14 protein-coding genes are annotated in these 14,939 nt (G+C 39.8%); 3 read left to right on the top strand and 11 right to left on the bottom strand.

Annotated features, from left to right (window positions below):
• Positions 1–37: 37 nt before the first annotated feature.
• The 3 genes from ATS74_RS08555 to mnmC form a co-directional block, all read right to left on the bottom strand.
• On the bottom strand, positions 38–673 hold the full coding sequence (locus ATS74_RS08555; RefSeq protein WP_058548487.1) for an NAD(P)-binding oxidoreductase: 636 nt from the start codon (positions 671–673) through the stop codon (positions 38–40).
• A 181-nt stretch (positions 674–854) separates the two neighbouring features.
• Positions 855–1,178 carry a hypothetical protein gene (locus tag ATS74_RS08550; RefSeq protein ID WP_058548486.1) on the bottom strand — a complete coding sequence of 108 codons (324 nt, stop codon included), beginning with the start codon at positions 1,176–1,178 and terminating at the stop codon, positions 855–857.
• A 68-nt stretch (positions 1,179–1,246) separates the two neighbouring features.
• Positions 1,247–3,256, bottom strand: a complete 2,010-nt coding sequence (gene mnmC / locus ATS74_RS08545; RefSeq protein ID WP_058548485.1) for a bifunctional tRNA (5-methylaminomethyl-2-thiouridine)(34)-methyltransferase MnmD/FAD-dependent 5-carboxymethylaminomethyl-2-thiouridine(34) oxidoreductase MnmC — start codon at positions 3,254–3,256, stop codon at positions 1,247–1,249.
• Positions 3,257–3,436: 180 nt separating this feature from the next.
• Between mnmC and fabB the strand changes: the two genes are divergently transcribed.
• A complete protein-coding gene (gene fabB / locus ATS74_RS08540) occupies positions 3,437–4,648 on the top strand; it encodes a beta-ketoacyl-ACP synthase I (RefSeq protein ID WP_058548484.1) in 1,212 nt (403 codons plus the stop codon).
• Positions 4,649–4,746: 98 nt separating this feature from the next.
• Here fabB and ATS74_RS08535 read toward each other — a convergent pair whose 3' ends face one another.
• Entirely contained in the window at positions 4,747–5,112 is a 366-nt protein-coding gene (locus ATS74_RS08535) for a hypothetical protein (RefSeq protein ID WP_058548483.1), read from the bottom strand.
• A 51-nt stretch (positions 5,113–5,163) separates the two neighbouring features.
• Between ATS74_RS08535 and ATS74_RS08530 the strand changes: the two genes are divergently transcribed.
• Both ATS74_RS08530 and ggt read left to right on the top strand, forming a co-directional pair.
• Entirely contained in the window at positions 5,164–5,706 is a 543-nt protein-coding gene (locus tag ATS74_RS08530; RefSeq protein WP_058548482.1) for a GNAT family N-acetyltransferase, read from the top strand.
• Positions 5,707–5,806: 100 nt separating this feature from the next.
• The gene (ggt, locus tag ATS74_RS08525; RefSeq protein WP_058548481.1) at positions 5,807–7,477 is read left to right on the top strand and encodes a gamma-glutamyltransferase; all 1,671 of its coding nucleotides are present in this window, start codon (positions 5,807–5,809) and stop codon (positions 7,475–7,477) included.
• Positions 7,478–7,560: 83 nt separating this feature from the next.
• On the opposite strand, the gene ATS74_RS08520 is transcribed toward ggt, so the two are convergent.
• From ATS74_RS08520 to ATS74_RS08490, 7 genes are all read right to left on the bottom strand, one after another.
• Complete coding sequence (locus ATS74_RS08520; protein WP_058548480.1) at positions 7,561–8,403, bottom strand: Tim44 domain-containing protein; 843 nt, start codon at positions 8,401–8,403, stop codon at positions 7,561–7,563.
• A 169-nt stretch (positions 8,404–8,572) separates the two neighbouring features.
• Entirely contained in the window at positions 8,573–9,325 is a 753-nt protein-coding gene (locus ATS74_RS08515; protein WP_058548479.1) for a DUF3379 family protein, read from the bottom strand.
• On the bottom strand, positions 9,325–9,882 hold the full coding sequence (locus ATS74_RS08510; RefSeq protein WP_058548478.1) for a sigma-70 family RNA polymerase sigma factor: 558 nt from the start codon (positions 9,880–9,882) through the stop codon (positions 9,325–9,327). Before ATS74_RS08510 ends, ATS74_RS08515 begins: the two co-directional genes overlap by 1 nt.
• Before the next feature lie 63 nt (positions 9,883–9,945).
• Positions 9,946–11,604 (bottom strand): BatD family protein, encoded by a 1,659-nt coding sequence (locus tag ATS74_RS08505; RefSeq protein WP_058548477.1) that lies wholly within the window; start codon positions 11,602–11,604, stop codon positions 9,946–9,948.
• Positions 11,598–13,526, bottom strand: a complete 1,929-nt coding sequence (locus ATS74_RS08500) for a VWA domain-containing protein (protein WP_058548476.1) — start codon at positions 13,524–13,526, stop codon at positions 11,598–11,600. The genes ATS74_RS08505 and ATS74_RS08500 overlap by 7 nt, the downstream gene beginning before the upstream one ends.
• Positions 13,526–14,512, bottom strand: coding sequence for a vWA domain-containing protein (locus tag ATS74_RS08495; protein WP_058548475.1), 987 nt, complete (start codon positions 14,510–14,512; stop codon positions 13,526–13,528). Before ATS74_RS08495 ends, ATS74_RS08500 begins: the two co-directional genes overlap by 1 nt.
• Positions 14,505–14,939 carry a DUF4381 domain-containing protein gene (locus ATS74_RS08490; protein WP_058548474.1) on the bottom strand — a complete coding sequence of 145 codons (435 nt, stop codon included), beginning with the start codon at positions 14,937–14,939 and terminating at the stop codon, positions 14,505–14,507. Before ATS74_RS08490 ends, ATS74_RS08495 begins: the two co-directional genes overlap by 8 nt.

The following is a 14,939-nucleotide window of genomic DNA, read 5'->3' as shown; positions in this document are numbered from 1 at the left end:
CGCTAAAAGTAGCGAAGCAAAAATACAATTTAAACGTTTATTTAACCGCTGCTTTAATAGGTTTGTCGCCATCAAATAGCTCAAAAATACGGTTACTATTAAATGAGTTTGTAGCTATATGTAGCAATGCATTGGCTACATTTTCGCGACTAATTTTAGCTTTTGATCGATCGTTAGGGCGCTCTGTTGTTACTTCCAATGAGGCACTTTCGTCGGTTAACGTTCCCGGGCGGACAATTGTATAATTTAAACCGCTATGAATTAAATGTTCATCAGCCATATGTTTTGCAACTAAATAGGGTTTCAAGTCGCTTTCTATTGCATCAGGATCGTCTGCTCCAATAGAGCTGACCATAATAAAGTGTTTTACACCGTGCTCTTTAGAATAAGTTGCCGCTTTAGTAGCTGCCCACAAATCAATAAGTACGGTTTTATCTGTACCTGTACTTCCACCAGAGCCTGCTGCAAAAATAACCTGATCACAGCCATTAACTGCATTTGAAAAGTCACCTTCTAAGTCTTGTTCAACAATACTTAAAAATGGGCTATCTAAATCACTCAGTTTGCTTTTGTCTCTTACAAGTGCAACAACATTTTGCTCGTTTTTTAAAAGTAGCTCGGTAGCCATTTTACCAATTTGACCACTTGCGCCAATAATTAAAGTCTTACTCATAATTAACTCCTTCTCAATATAGTGTAAAAGTTGTTTGTACAAATAGACCTTGGGGTAGGGGATTATTTTTAAAGGGTAAAATGAGGTTTAAATGAGCTAATTTTAAAAAACATGACAATTAAAAACTGTTACTTAACTGGGTATTAAAATTAGCTTTTTTTAAGGCGTTTTTTAGAACTTTTTATTCGATCATTATACTAACTTCGGTCACATAATTATGGTGGTATAAGCTAATACGTACACCGCGTTCTTGGTAGTTATAATAAAGGGTTTTGTAGATATTATTACCTTTACTTTTTATTGGCTCACCTAATGCTTGCAAATAAAAGTGTGATATAGCCTCGATTGATGATGCTAAATAGCCAGTGCGCACCATGGGGTATTCGTTTGTAACATCCAAAGTTGTAACAAACTCATCTGGCAGGGGGATTTGTGTAACGTCTTGGCTCATTGCGCTAAATGGTAAAATACACATTAGCGATATTACAAAGGTGAATATTTTCATGGGAGTCCTTTTAAGTGAGTAAATTCCTTTTACAGGCACTATTTTACGTAAAAATACGGTGATGTCATTTAAATTTTATTACGTATTAAATCACGAACAATAAATCGTGCAGGGTGAATCGCTTGGCTTACGCGCTCACTTAAAGGGCGAGGTTCGTTGTTTAAACAACTAATAAAGTGCTCACTCAACAGTGGTGCGCTACATAATGCTCGAGCGCCAAACCCTGTAAAAATATGCAGGCCTTGTTGTGGCTTATTTAGTGCGTGATATTGATAGCGTTTACCTAAGCGTAAGTTTGCAAATGCGGTTGTGTAATCGCTTGGCTCGCACCACTGACCAGCCATAGGAAGGTGGTCGATAAATGTGCAGCGCACAGCCGCTTTAGCTGATGTTATTTTTCCTAGCGTGGTTGCAAAATCGCATTGCTGGTAAAAGCTAAGCAGCTGCTTATGATTTAGTTGGTTGTCTTGCTCTGTAACCGCTCTGCTTTTAGTGTTTTTTTCAAATGTTGCTCCCATACAATGGCTATCTAAATATGAAGGGGTAAAGTAACCTTTATGGCACAGAACCGTTTTAAGCTTGCTTGACTGCTTACTCGCTTGTATGTGCGATACTTGGCCTCTAACGCCTACAATGGGAAGTGCTTTGGTTTGCTCAAATGCATCGCTGTGCTCTCCTGCGCAAATAATTACATCGCTAAATGGGCCAAATTTCTGATTGTTACTGATTAAATACCAACCCTCATCTGATTTATTTATTTGCTCAATATTACAGTTAAACATGCTATTAAATGGCGTTAGGTTATTTGCGGCTTTTAACATTGCATCAACGAGTTGCACAGGGTTAACCCAGCCACCTTGTTCAAAAAACACGCCAGAGTAGCCTGTTGCTACACCTGCTATTTTATCGCCTTGTTCGGCAGTGACACTGCGCATTAGCTGCTCGGGCCAAAGTTGTTTCTGCTCTAAATTTTCGTGTTTCTCGGCTAAGGGCTTTTTTACTGCATGCTGTAATACACCGCACCAATCGTGATCAAAACTAAACCCATCTGTGCATAATTGATTATAAAAACGTTTGCCATACAAAAAGCTATGAGCAAATAACTCACTATGTGGTGAGTTTTTAGCTTGTAAATGAGGATACACAGCACCTTGTACATTGTGTGATGCGCCCATTGCAGGTTTTTCATCTTGGCAAAACAGTGTGCTTGAAATACCGCGCTTAGCTAAGCTATATAAAATGCAGCTGCTGGCTATACCTCCGCCTATTATTGCCACATTTTTAAGTTCGCTGGTGTCTTGGTTAAAATATACAGGAGATGATTGCTGACTATTTGGCGTTGCTAGAAAGCCCGTTAGCATTTCGCGTTTACGAGCAAAGCCTTTAGCTTTTTGCATTGTAAAGCCTGCTTCAATAAGCCCTCTGCGCACAAACCCTGCGGCGGTAAATGTTGCAAGCGTTGCAGACTCGCGCGAAATATCAACCATTGCATTAAACACACTTTGTTGCCACATATCAGGGTTTTTACTTGGTGCAAAGCCATCTAAATACCACGCATCTACTACTCCTGCTTGCGGATAGCTCATCGCGTTTATTGAATCAAGTACATCGCCAAAGTATAAATCGAGTGTAACTTGCCCGTTATTAAATTCTATACGGTGGCAGCCTTGTAAATTAATAGGGTAATTTATCGTTAGCTGATCGCTCAAATGACTTAAAGTAGGCCAAGCGGTGAGTGCTTGTTTTAAGTCATTTACTGTAAGCGGAAATTTTTCAAATGAAATAAAATGCAGACGTTTTACACTTTTATCACATTCATTTTGAACTTGCATACGTTCTAAGTGGTCATTAAAGCATTGCCATGTATTTAAAAAATTTAAGCCTGTGCCAAAACCGGTTTCGGCAATAACAAAATGCGATTGGTCATGATTTTGTAACCGTGACTCTATATTGTTTTGTTGATAAAACACATAATGGGATTCGGCAAGGCCATCGTCATTAGAAAAATAAACATCGTCAAAGTTGTCGGCTACGGGTGTGCCCAAATTATTAAAGTGTATTTTGGCGTTTTTTATCATGACTTATTACATTTATAGAGTGTATTTTTTGATTATTTTACGGGTTTTCTTTGAAATAGTCTGGCGTTATTTATAAGCTATAACTTCAGAGTACAAGTGTACGCTAGAAAGCTGACCACTTAGCGATTAAAATCAGCGTAAAATAGAACACAATTTAGTATTAAGCTAAGGGAATTACCCATGAGAAGAGCCGTAATTACGGGTATCGGTGTTGTATCAAGCATCGGTAACAACAAAGAAGAAGTATTAGAGTCGTTAAAAACTGGCAAAAGCGGCATCGCTTTTAACCAAGAATTTGCCGATTATAAGTTACGCAGTAACGTATCTGGTAAAATTGACATTGACGTTAAAGAGCACGTAGACCGCAAAGCTATGCGCTTTATGGGCGACGCAGCTGCTTATTCTTACATTTCAATGCAGCAAGCAATTGAAGATGCAGGCTTATCTGACGATCAAGTATCTAACGAACGTACTGGTTTATTAGTTGGCTCAGGTGGTGGTTCATCTAAGTGGCAAGTAGAAGCTGCTGACATTTTACGTGAAAAAGGCGTAAAACGTGTAGGTCCTTACATGGTTCCACGTACTATGGCGAGCACTACATCAGCATGTTTAGCGACTCCTTTTAAAATTAAAGGCGTTAACTACTCAATTAGCTCTGCTTGTGCAACATCTGCGCACTGTATTGGCCATGCTGTAGAGCAAATTCAACTTGGTAAGCAAGATGTAATTTTTGCTGGTGGCGGTGAAGAACTTCACTGGACATTGGCAATGGAATTTGACGCTATGGGCGCTCTTTCTACTAAGTACAACGAAAGCCCAGAAAAAGCCTCTCGCACATATGATGCTAACCGCGATGGGTTTGTTATCTCTGGTGGTGGCGGTATTGTTGTAGTTGAAGAGCTTGAGCATGCACTTGCACGTGGCGCGCACATTTACGCAGAAATAGTTGGTTATGGCGCAACATCTGATGGATACGACATGGTTGCTCCATCGGGCGAGGGCGCTGTACGTTGTATGCGCCAAGCAATGCAAGATGTAGACAGCATTGATTACTTAAATACGCACGGCACATCTACTCCAGTAGGTGACGTAAAAGAATTAGGCGCAATTCAAGAAGTGTTTGGTGGTAATTCACCAATGATCAGCGCAACGAAAGCTATGACCGGTCATGCTTTAGGTGCTGCAGGTGTTCATGAAGCTATTTTCTCATTATTAATGTTAGAGCACAGCTTTGTCGCGCCTTCTATTAATATTGATGAGTTGGACGAGCAGGCAGAAGGTTTAAACATTGTAACCGAACGTCGCGATGTTGAGCTAAATACAGTTATGTCTAATAGCTTTGGCTTTGGTGGCACTAACGCTACTTTAGTTATGAGTAAATATAAAGGCTAATTTTAAGCAAGCCCTAAGGTGCAATAACCGCAGGGCCAGTCGCTAAAAACAAAAAAGGAAAGCCTCAGCTTTCCTTTTTTATTGAGCGAAGGGTTATATTAACCTTCTTCGTGCTCTTGACGTGCCTGCTCAATTTCTTGTGCAAGTTCATGCGCTTTTTGTTTAGTTTTTTCAGTAAGCTCACCTGCGGCTTCTTTGCTTTTAACCCATGCATCAACAGCAATTTCTTTACCGTCGTCGTACATGTCTAAGCCCATTGCTTTACTTTCTTGCATCAGCTCGTTTAACGATTCGTCGTTTTTAAGCTCGTTTGTTTTATCTTTAACATCTTCCCATGCATCACCAAGCTTTTCTTGCATTTGCGCGCTTTTATCTTTTGCATCTTCTTTTACTTCTTGAGCGTCTTCACAACCCGTTAAAGTAATTAAAGTGCCTAATAAAGCTAAACCTGCTAATTTGTTCATGTGCGATCTCTCCTTGGAGACAAGTAATTAATTCACACTAACTATAGAACAATGAAAATGAACACACCTGTAACAAAGCGATTAAATTTTAAATTAATGGATGAGCACGATTGGCCGCTGTTATTTGAGCTTGATCAGAACCCGGCTGTAATGCAGTTTTTAACGCGAGGGATACCCACATCCTTAGATAAAATTAAAAACGAAGGTATACCTCGTATGCTTGAATATAAAAATGAGCTAAAAGGGTGGGGGCTTTGGGCTATAAGCATTAAGCCTAGTAATACTTTTATAGGTTGGGTTTTAATAAGACCAATGCACTTTTTTAGTGATAAGCCTAACTTTAGTGATATTGAAATAGGCTGGCGTTTTAAGCAGCAAAGTTGGGGAAATGGTTATGCAACCGAAGCTGCAAAGGCATTGTGCGACGAATTAGCAAAACAAGCAGATGTTAAAAAAATCAGTGCAACTGCAATTACAGATAACCTAGGGTCTATTAATATTATGAAAAAATTAGGGCTCACCTTTATAAAAAGTTATACACACACAGATGAACACGGTGACTTGCCCGCAGTTTTATACGCTAAAACACTTTAAACTAAGACTAAAATTTACCTGTGCAAACATTGACCTGAGCATAATTGATATGCATAAATGTGGTTGGGTAACTTAAAAAATAATAAATTAAGGATGTTGTATGGGGTTGTTTTCACCAAATAAATTAATAGTAAAAAGTGTGTTTATTTTACAGCTGTGTGTATTTGGCGCAGCAGCTGAGCAAGTTACTCAAAGTGCGGTTGCGATGCCTGACTCATTTAGTGCCGACGCTGCTAAAAGCATATTAGAACAAGGAGGTAATGCTGTAGATGCTGCCATTGCAGCGCAGTTTGTACTTGCAGTTACATTACCCGAGGCCGGAAATATTGGCGGCGGTGGCTTTATGCTTATTCAAAAAGACGGCCAAGGCGACTTTATAGATTATCGTGAAACAGCACCAACGGCAGCTCATCGAGATATGTATTTAGATGAGCAAGGTAACGTTGTTGCTAATAAATCAATATATGGCATTCACGCAAGTGGTGTACCGGGCAGTGTGGCAGGTATGTGGCTAGCTCATCAAAAACACGGCACGTTAAAATGGGAAGCATTAGTACAGCCTGCTGTTAGATTGGCTGAGCAAGGCTTTGTAGTACCTCCTAAATTAGCTCAGGGAGTAAGTCGTTATATTGCGCATTTAAAAGCAAAACAAATAGAAGTGAATTTTGAAAAATATTTTGCTGATGTAAAAGCGAATAAAGTATTTAAGCAACCTGAGCTTGCAGCTACATTAAAACGCATTCGCGATAATGGTCAAGATGGGTTTTATAAAGGCGAAACTGCAAAAATTATTGCCAAATTTATGCTTCAACATGGCGGTATTATTAATCAAGATGATTTAAAAAATTACACGGCTAAATCGCGAACACCTATAAAAGCAAGTTGGAACGGCTATGAAGTATTAACATCACCGCCACCAAGCTCTGGCGGTATCGCTATTTTACAATGGCTCAAAATGTTTGAGCTAAAAAAACCAGATATGGGTTTAGTACATAACTCCACGCAGTATGTGCATTTACTTTCTGAAATAGGTAAACGCGTATTTGCTGATAGAGCTGAGTATTTAGGCGATCCTGATTTTTTTGATGTACCAGTTAATGCACTTACAGACATTAATTACCTTAAAAAGCGTAGCGACGATATTTCGTTAACGGCTATTTCTACAACCGAAAACATTAAACCTGGTTTAAAAGAAAGTGAGCAAACTACGCATTTTTCAATTGTTGATAACATGGGTAATGCAGTCGCAAACACTACAACTATAAATCTAAGTTTTGGAAGTGGGGTTGTCGTTGAAGGCGCAGGGTTTATTTTAAATGATGAAATGGACGACTTTAGCGCCAAGCCAGGCGTTATGAATGTATTTGGCGCCATTGGTGGTAAAGCAAACGAGATACAACCTAACAAGCGTATGCTTAGCTCTATGACACCTACCATACTGTTAAAAGATAATAAAGTGAAAATGGTAACAGGTTCACCGGGTGGAACAACGATTATAAGCTCTGTTTATGAGTCTATTTTAAATGCCGTAGAGTTTGATATGAGTGCGGTTGATGTTGTAAACAGCACGCGTTTTCATCATCAACTTTGGCCTAAAAACGTAATTAGAACACATAGCGGTTTAACTGATAACGTTAAAGCAGAGCTTATAAAAATGGGTTACACCCTTGATGAGCGACACTTTGGTGATTTACATGTCATTATTAGTAAAGAGGGTAAATTAGACGCAGCTTCTGAAAGCTCAGGACGTGGTAAATCAATTGTTTTTTAATAACTTAAACGCTGTTTAGCGGTTTACTAATACAATAAAACACCGCGCTAGTAATAGTAATTAAAGCGCGGTGAACTATCTTACTAAGCGTCGATTAAATCTTCGACACCAACAATAAGCCAAGGAGCACCGTCTGAAATAGCGCGCTCTAAGTGCCAAATTTCTAATATTGGCTCCTCTTTTTTATCACCTAAGTCGCGGTACTTACCTTTAAAGCGAACACTTACTTGCCATTCAGTAGCTGTAATATCTGCGCGCACTAGCTCAGCATCAATAAACATTACTTCTGTTTCTACGCTTTGTATTGCTTCGCGTTCAGCTTTAAACTCTGCAACAAGCTCTGGGCTTAAATATTCTGCCATCGTGGCGTAATCTGCATTATTCCAAGCACTTTGCAGTGTGCGGTAATGATTGCGAGCACCTTGTAAAAAACCATTAACGTCAAAATTAGGCGGCAAATTAAAAGGTACGTTTTCACTTTGTGGGGCACTATTTGTAAAGCCTGTGTTTGTAGGTTGCTCTATAGGCGCTTGCTTAAACGCATTTTGCGATATGCTTGCATTGGCAAGTTGAGGAGAATGTTTTGCGCGCATAAAACCGGTGATCAGTTTAAATAAAATAAAAAGTCCCCCAGCTAGTAAAATTATCTCTAAAAGTTGGAAGCCTTCAAAGTCATCGCCTAACATAGCAGCAATTAAGCCACCGGCTAAAAGCCCGCCAAATATACCGGCCATAACCCCTTTTTTATTCGATTTGGCTTTTGGAGCTGTAGAGGCTGGAATGTCAGATTGTTTGTTTTGTGTTGTTTGCTGTGTGGTTGGTGTTTTACCACGTTTACTACTGCCAAATTTTTTGCGTGCGTGTGCATCAAAACTTGCCGTACAAAGTAATGCAAGTAATGAAAATATAACAATGATGTTCTTCATGTAATTCCCTAAATAAGACTGAGCGGCGAGTATAATTAACTTTTCAGCAAAATTTAATAAATTACGTTAAAAATCAATATGGTTGAGCGTAAATTAGGCAACTGTGGGGTTATATACAAAAAGCCGCACAGTAAACACTGTACGGCTTTTCAAAATAACTAACGAGTGACTATAACCAGCGAATAGCACCCGTAACGCGTTCGTTATACACATTAATAGGTGCGCCAGCATTAGCCACTAAAATGGTATCTGCTTGTGTACCTCGGTTAATATGGCCTTCAAAACGCTCATCGCTAAAGTCGTCATCACCAAAACCAAACGACTGGTTGTCAGAAGGTACAATAAATACCGTCATTGGGCCAAAGTCTGACTCAAATATTAAGTGTAATCCTTCCTGACCTTTAAAATCACAAAACATAGCGTAGGTAATTTTGCCCGGAAGCTCTTCAATGTGTCCACCAAGCATAGCCAGCTTATCGTTTACGCTTTGTAAGCTAATCGCATCTGTTTTATCTAGTGCACTAATTTCGTGGTAAACATGTGTTAAGGCATGTTCACCCGCTTCATGGGCAATGTGCTGTTCAGAACTAAAAAAGAACGCGCCCATTGCTACAAAAAAAGACGCAGCAAGTGCTAAATGCACACGGTCAAACTTAAAACGCGAGCGCGCATCTACCACATTTTTACCAGATGCTTGTTCTTCTTGCAGTGCTTTTTCTTTTAAAGAGGTATTTAAAAGAATTCGCTCAGCAAGGTTATCTGGCACTGGTATATCTAGCGCGTCTTGAATTTGTTTATCAAAATCTTTCATATCGTTAATAAAGCTTTGTCTCTGAGAGCTTTCTTTAGCAAACTCCAAAAGCTCTTTTTCTAAATCGTTTGGCTGCGCAATAGTGCGGCGACGAAACTCAAGATCATCCATTATTTTGATGCTCCTTTAAGTTGTTCATCATCACGGCTTAAAGCCTCTTTAAGTTGGTTTCTGGCACGGTATAAACGAGTCATTACCGTGTTTTTATTTAAATCGAGTATTTCTGCAATCTCCTCACCAGAGCAGCCCATTACAACTTGAAGTAGTAATGGTTCTCTGTATTCATCAGATAGCAGCGCAATTTGGCGTTGTATAACTGTTTGTTCCATTTCATCATCAAGTGAATGGCTCGTTTCATCAACAAGGGTATCGTTTTCTACGTCGCTGTAATCAAACTGTTTACGTTCAAAACGACGTGCGTTTTCTCTGCGTAAAATAGTCAGTAGCCAAGGCTTAGCCGCTTTTTGATCCAGTAATGAATCAAGCGAGCGCCAAGCACGTAAAAACGTCTCTTGCACTAAATCATCTGCTATATGTGGGTCACGGCATAACCAATAAGCAAAGCGATAAAGCTCCTTATTGTATACATGCACCAAGGCTTCATAACGCTTTTGTTTCTCTGCCATATCAACTAAGACCTGATTATTTAATATTTTCTTTCCAAGCATAAGTACTTTTTTATTTAAAAATTATTATTTAATGCATGAAAAGACCTAAATTTATCAAACTAGTTAATAAAGGTCTTTTAATACAGCTTGTTGCGACGTATTGCTTTGAGCTTGGTACTGCTCAATTATTTTAATAATAGCATTAAGATCGCTCTTTGTGCTGTTATTAGCATATAGCGTAGCTTGTAGTTGGTTTATTAGCGCCGTTAATTCGCTGTTATTAATAAGGTTTGTTAGTGCATCAATAGCGGCAACGTTTTTACCTGTAAGCTCTTTAGCAACATTATTTAGCTCGCTATAAAATGCGCTTGAGTTATTAACTTTGGCGGCATTTTTTAATCTATTTAGTGAAAGCGGCGCTTTGTTGTTGCTTTTTAAGCTATCAATTTTTAGTTCATTATTAGTAGAACGGTTTAACCAAAATAAAATTGCAGTAATAATCCATAAAATATAACCAAGCACTGCAACAATAATTAACCAAAGCGGTGTAACGCTTTGAACAACCGGTTCGAGTGTAGATTGCTGCGCTAAGTTACTCGATGGATTTATTTTGCTGCTTTGTTCATTTGAAGCTATTGCATTGGTTACATCGGGCGAGGGTGTATTTGCGTTACTTGTCACGGTTATAGTGCGCTTAGGCAGCGTTGCATAACTAATACGGTTAATTTTAGTGTTATACCAAGGTAATTTTATTTCAGGCAGTGTGTAAGTACCTGGCTTTTGAGGTAGCAGCGCATACGATGCGGTTTGCTGCGACACGACTCGCCCATCACGTACAGCGTTGTTATTTTCCTTTTCATCTGGGTAGCTGCGAATGCCGTCTATTGTTGGCATTGTGATTTCGGGTAATTGCTCTTTTGTTACTCCAAGCGCCGTTAGGGTAATTGTACGTGTAATGGGGGTGCCTACTTCTACGGTGTTTTCTTCTGGTTGCCACTGCTCATCTAAATTAACAAGTTCGCTTGGTAACCATGCACCTTTATAATTACTTGGTATAGGCTTTATTTCTATTTGCTGATCATCGCCAAGTGCAGACACCTCAAGTTGTCGGTAGTTTTGCTGAACGCGCCCCTGAAAAGCTGGCCCAGCAATAGTGTAAAGACCACTTTTTTGAGGCTGAATTAAGTATTCGCGGGTAATAACGAGGTAGCGTTTACCATCTACAAGCTCGTAACTCTCAGTTTGTTTACCTAACTGCGTTAATTGCGCATCCTCCATATTAGGCGTGCTTAAGCTGCCATCAAGTAGCTCTTTAGCGAGATAAAGTTTTATAGTGTAAACACCGGCTTCCTGCACAAAAATAGAGTTACTAGAGAGCTCTGTTTTTAAAAATATATCATTATTTTTATCTGCATCCGCTGAGCGCTTGGCTACTTTTAATTTAATAGGCTGGGATGTAAGCCCGGCAACACTAAAAGGTGGAATCGTGTATTCACCCTCGGCGCGGGTCATTAACTTTACTGACCACGTAGTTTGTTTATTAATGCTGCCATTAATAATATTTGTTCGTGAACTTAAGCTTGTAGGTCCAACAACAAAATCTTTAAGTAGTGCTGATGTGTCTGGTTGCTGGCCTTTAACTGTATCGTCTACTGTTATGTTGAGCATAAAAAATTCACCTGCAAGTACAGGGTTTTTATCTACGCTTGCTTCTAACTTGGTGGCGGCCCATGTTGGCATCGCACTTAATAGCAATAAACAGCAAAATAATCGCATTACCATGATTTTTCTACTCCTGTAGGGCGACGTTGATATTGTCTTTTTTGGGCTTCTAATTGCATTTTATTCCGTAATAAAATTGCCGGGTCGTCCGGTACTTTTCTTAATAACTGATTAAGCTGCTGCGCTTTTTCTTTCTCTTCGTTGGTAAGCTCACGTGCCTGTGCTTGAGCAGCTTGTTGCTGTGCATTTTGCTTTTGCTCATCCGTTAACGCTTGTTCAGTAATACCTTGTGGCTGTGCGTTTTGCGGTTCTTGTTTAGCTTGTTCAGACTCTTTTTGTGCTTGCTCAGTTTGTTGCTCTGCTTGCATGTCAGGTTCATTTTGCTTATCTGATTGCGAGCCAGGCTGTGCGTTTTGCTCTGAGTCTGATTGCTCATTTTTATCTTTATCAGACTCGTCGGGTTTACCTTGCTGATCTTGTGATTGTTCGCCCTGGTTTTCACCTTCTTGAGATTCGCTTTTTTCACCATCGCTTTGCTGCTGATCTTGCTTTGATTGATCATTTTGCTGTTGGTTTTGCTCATCTTTGTTTTGCTCGTTTTGAGAGTCACCGTTTTGATCTTGCTGGTCTTGTTGCTTTTGCTGATTTAAAAGCTGTTCAACAAGTGCTTGGTTGTCGGCGGCTTCACTAAAATCGCTTTGTAGGTTTTGTGCTTGTTTATAAGCGTCAATAGCCTGCTCAAGCTGGCCCGCTTTTGCAAGTGCATTACCATAATTGTATAAACCAGAGGCCGACTTATCTTTGCTAAACGCATTAAGCGCCTCTTCAAAGTTGCCTTGCTGGTATAAAGCCGCACCTTTTAATTTACTTGAATCGGCATTGGCTGCGCTTTCAAAATCTTTATTTTGATATGCATCTAGCGCTTGCTGATCGGTATTTTTTAAAAACGCGGGTAGCTCTACGGCGTAGGCCTGTTGCTGTGGTAAAAAACTCAATACTAAAAAAGCACCTACAAAAGCTGCGTTTCTAAATAAATATAAACCTAAAGGCAATAAAATAAGTAAGCCATAAATACCTGCATCTATTCGCCAAAGTGCATGGCTTTGCTTTTCATCTTTTAACAGCTCGCTATTTGCATTTGGTGCAAACGCTGCAATGTCGCTACTGCTAGGCTGGTAACTTGCATATTTGCCACCGCTGTTGCTGGCAAGACCTTTTAATTGTGATGAGTTAAGAGTAGGCACTACAATTTGCCCATAGCGGTCTTTTAAAAAGCCGCCTTCAGGTAATTTTATTGGCGCACCTTGGGCAGTACCTACACCGTAAATATTTAAGCGGTATTGGCTGTTGTTAGTAAAGTCACTTACATCGCTTTGCTCAGTTTGATCTATGCCATCGGTAACTAAAATTATGTCGCCATCAATATAACCTGCTTGAGTTAAAAGCTCTTTTGCCATATCCAGCCCGGCTAAAACATTAGAGCCTTTGTCAGGCATTATGTCGGGGCTCAAACTTGGGATTAAATTGGCAAGTGTAGTGGCGTCGTTAGTTAAAGGAGAAATAGTAAATGCGCTACCTGCGTAGGCAACTAAGGCTGTATCGCCTTCTTTAAATAGCTCAATCATATCGAGTGCTTTAAAGCGCGATTGCGTTAAACGGTTTGGTAAAATGTCGGTACTGTACATTGAATACGACATATCCATAACGATTACGCGAGCGCTTTTACTTTGAAATACGGGCACTTGTTTTTCTTCAAAGCTAGGGCCTGCACTAAATAAAATACCTAAACAGCAAAATACAGCAATAAGCCAAAGCGGTTGGCTAGTTTTAGTGTTTGATTCGCTCATAATAAACGACGCCAAATGAGGAGCGATTAAGTTATCTGCTGTCGTTTTTTTATGTTTAATAAACGCGACAAAAAATAGCGCTACAGCAGGTATTAAAAGCCACAAAACAGCTGGGCGAATAAATTCGAAATCCATTAGTTAGGCTCCTTAAGTGCACGCAAAGTACTTATCATTACTTTTAAGCTAATGAGTAAAATAGCAATCAGTAGTGGGTAGTAAAATAGTGAGCTTTGTGGGCGAAATGTTTGTTCATCAGCACTTATTGGCTCTAATTTATCAAGCTCAGCGTATATTTGCTGAAGGCCGGCTACATCTTTTGCTCTAAAGTATAAGCCGCCTGTTTGCTCCGCTACTTGTTTTAGTAAGCTTTCATCTAAGCTGCCACCACTTGAACCACCCATATTAAATAGGCTAAAGCCGCGTGGGTTATCTGAGCCTACACCTATGGTATATACTTTAATACCTTCTTCGCGGGCAAGGAGTAGGGCATCTTCTGGTTTTAAATTACCGGCTGTGTTTTGCCCATCGGTTAAAAGCACCACAATTCGATTACTTTTATCTTTATTAGCAAAACGTTTTACCGATAAACCTAGTGCATCGCCAATAGCCGTGGCGCGCCCTACCAAGCCAATTTGAGATTCGCTGAGCATTTTACTTACTGTTTTCACGTCGCGCGTAAGTGGTGTTTGTAAAAATGCGGTGTCGCCAAATAATATCAAGCCAAGCCTGTCGCCTTGGCGCTGTTCTATAAAGTCGCTCAATACAGCTTTTACCATAGTAAGGCGGTCAACATACTGGCCGTTGTAGGCCATGTCTTGTTCGGTCATAGATCCTGATAAATCAACCGCGAGCATTATATCGCGCCCTTCATTAGGTAATGAAATAGGCTCGTCTAACCACGTTGGGTTTGCAGCCGCTGTTACAAGTAATAACCATAAAATCCATTCGAAAACATTTAACTTACGTGCACCTTGCTCAAGGCAATGCGTGGTTAAGTTGTGTTTAGCAAAGCTAGGAATGCGAAGGCGCGTTTGTGCGCTAGTTGCAGCCGGTTTTAATAATAAAAGTAATAAAGGCAGTGGCAGTAATAAAAATAACCAGGGCCAGCTAAACTCAAACATGTACTGACTCCTTTAGTTTAAATTGTTTAATACCTTGGCGAAACTTGTCACTTAGTGCTTCGTTTGCTTGCTCGGTATTATAAAGGCTGAGTATTTCTTGTTCGCTAAAGCTTAAGCCGGTTAACGCATGAAGCGTATTGCACCAATTAGTTGTTGATTGTGCAGCTAGGCGTTTATCGTAATACTCAATAACAAGGCGTTTTAAAATAATATGAAGCTTGAGCGGGTTTTGCTCTGTTTTACTTAAGTCTATTGCGTAACGTTTTGGTTTTTTAAATTTGTGATTTTTGTAAAACCAAAAAGCAGCTGCACAGGTTGCTATAAATAGCAGGGTAATAATAACCCACCAAGCAGGGGCGAGTGGCCACCAACTTACTTGGCTTGGTGCTATTATGTCGTGCAGGCCGTCGAGTGGATTGGGTTGCAT

This window comes from Pseudoalteromonas sp. H103, from assembly GCF_001469205.1.
GTDB classification, from domain to species: Bacteria; Pseudomonadota; Gammaproteobacteria; order Enterobacterales; family Alteromonadaceae; genus Pseudoalteromonas; species Pseudoalteromonas carrageenovora.
Note: the sequence above shows the minus strand (reverse complement) of the source record. Positions and strands in the feature narration are given on the sequence as shown.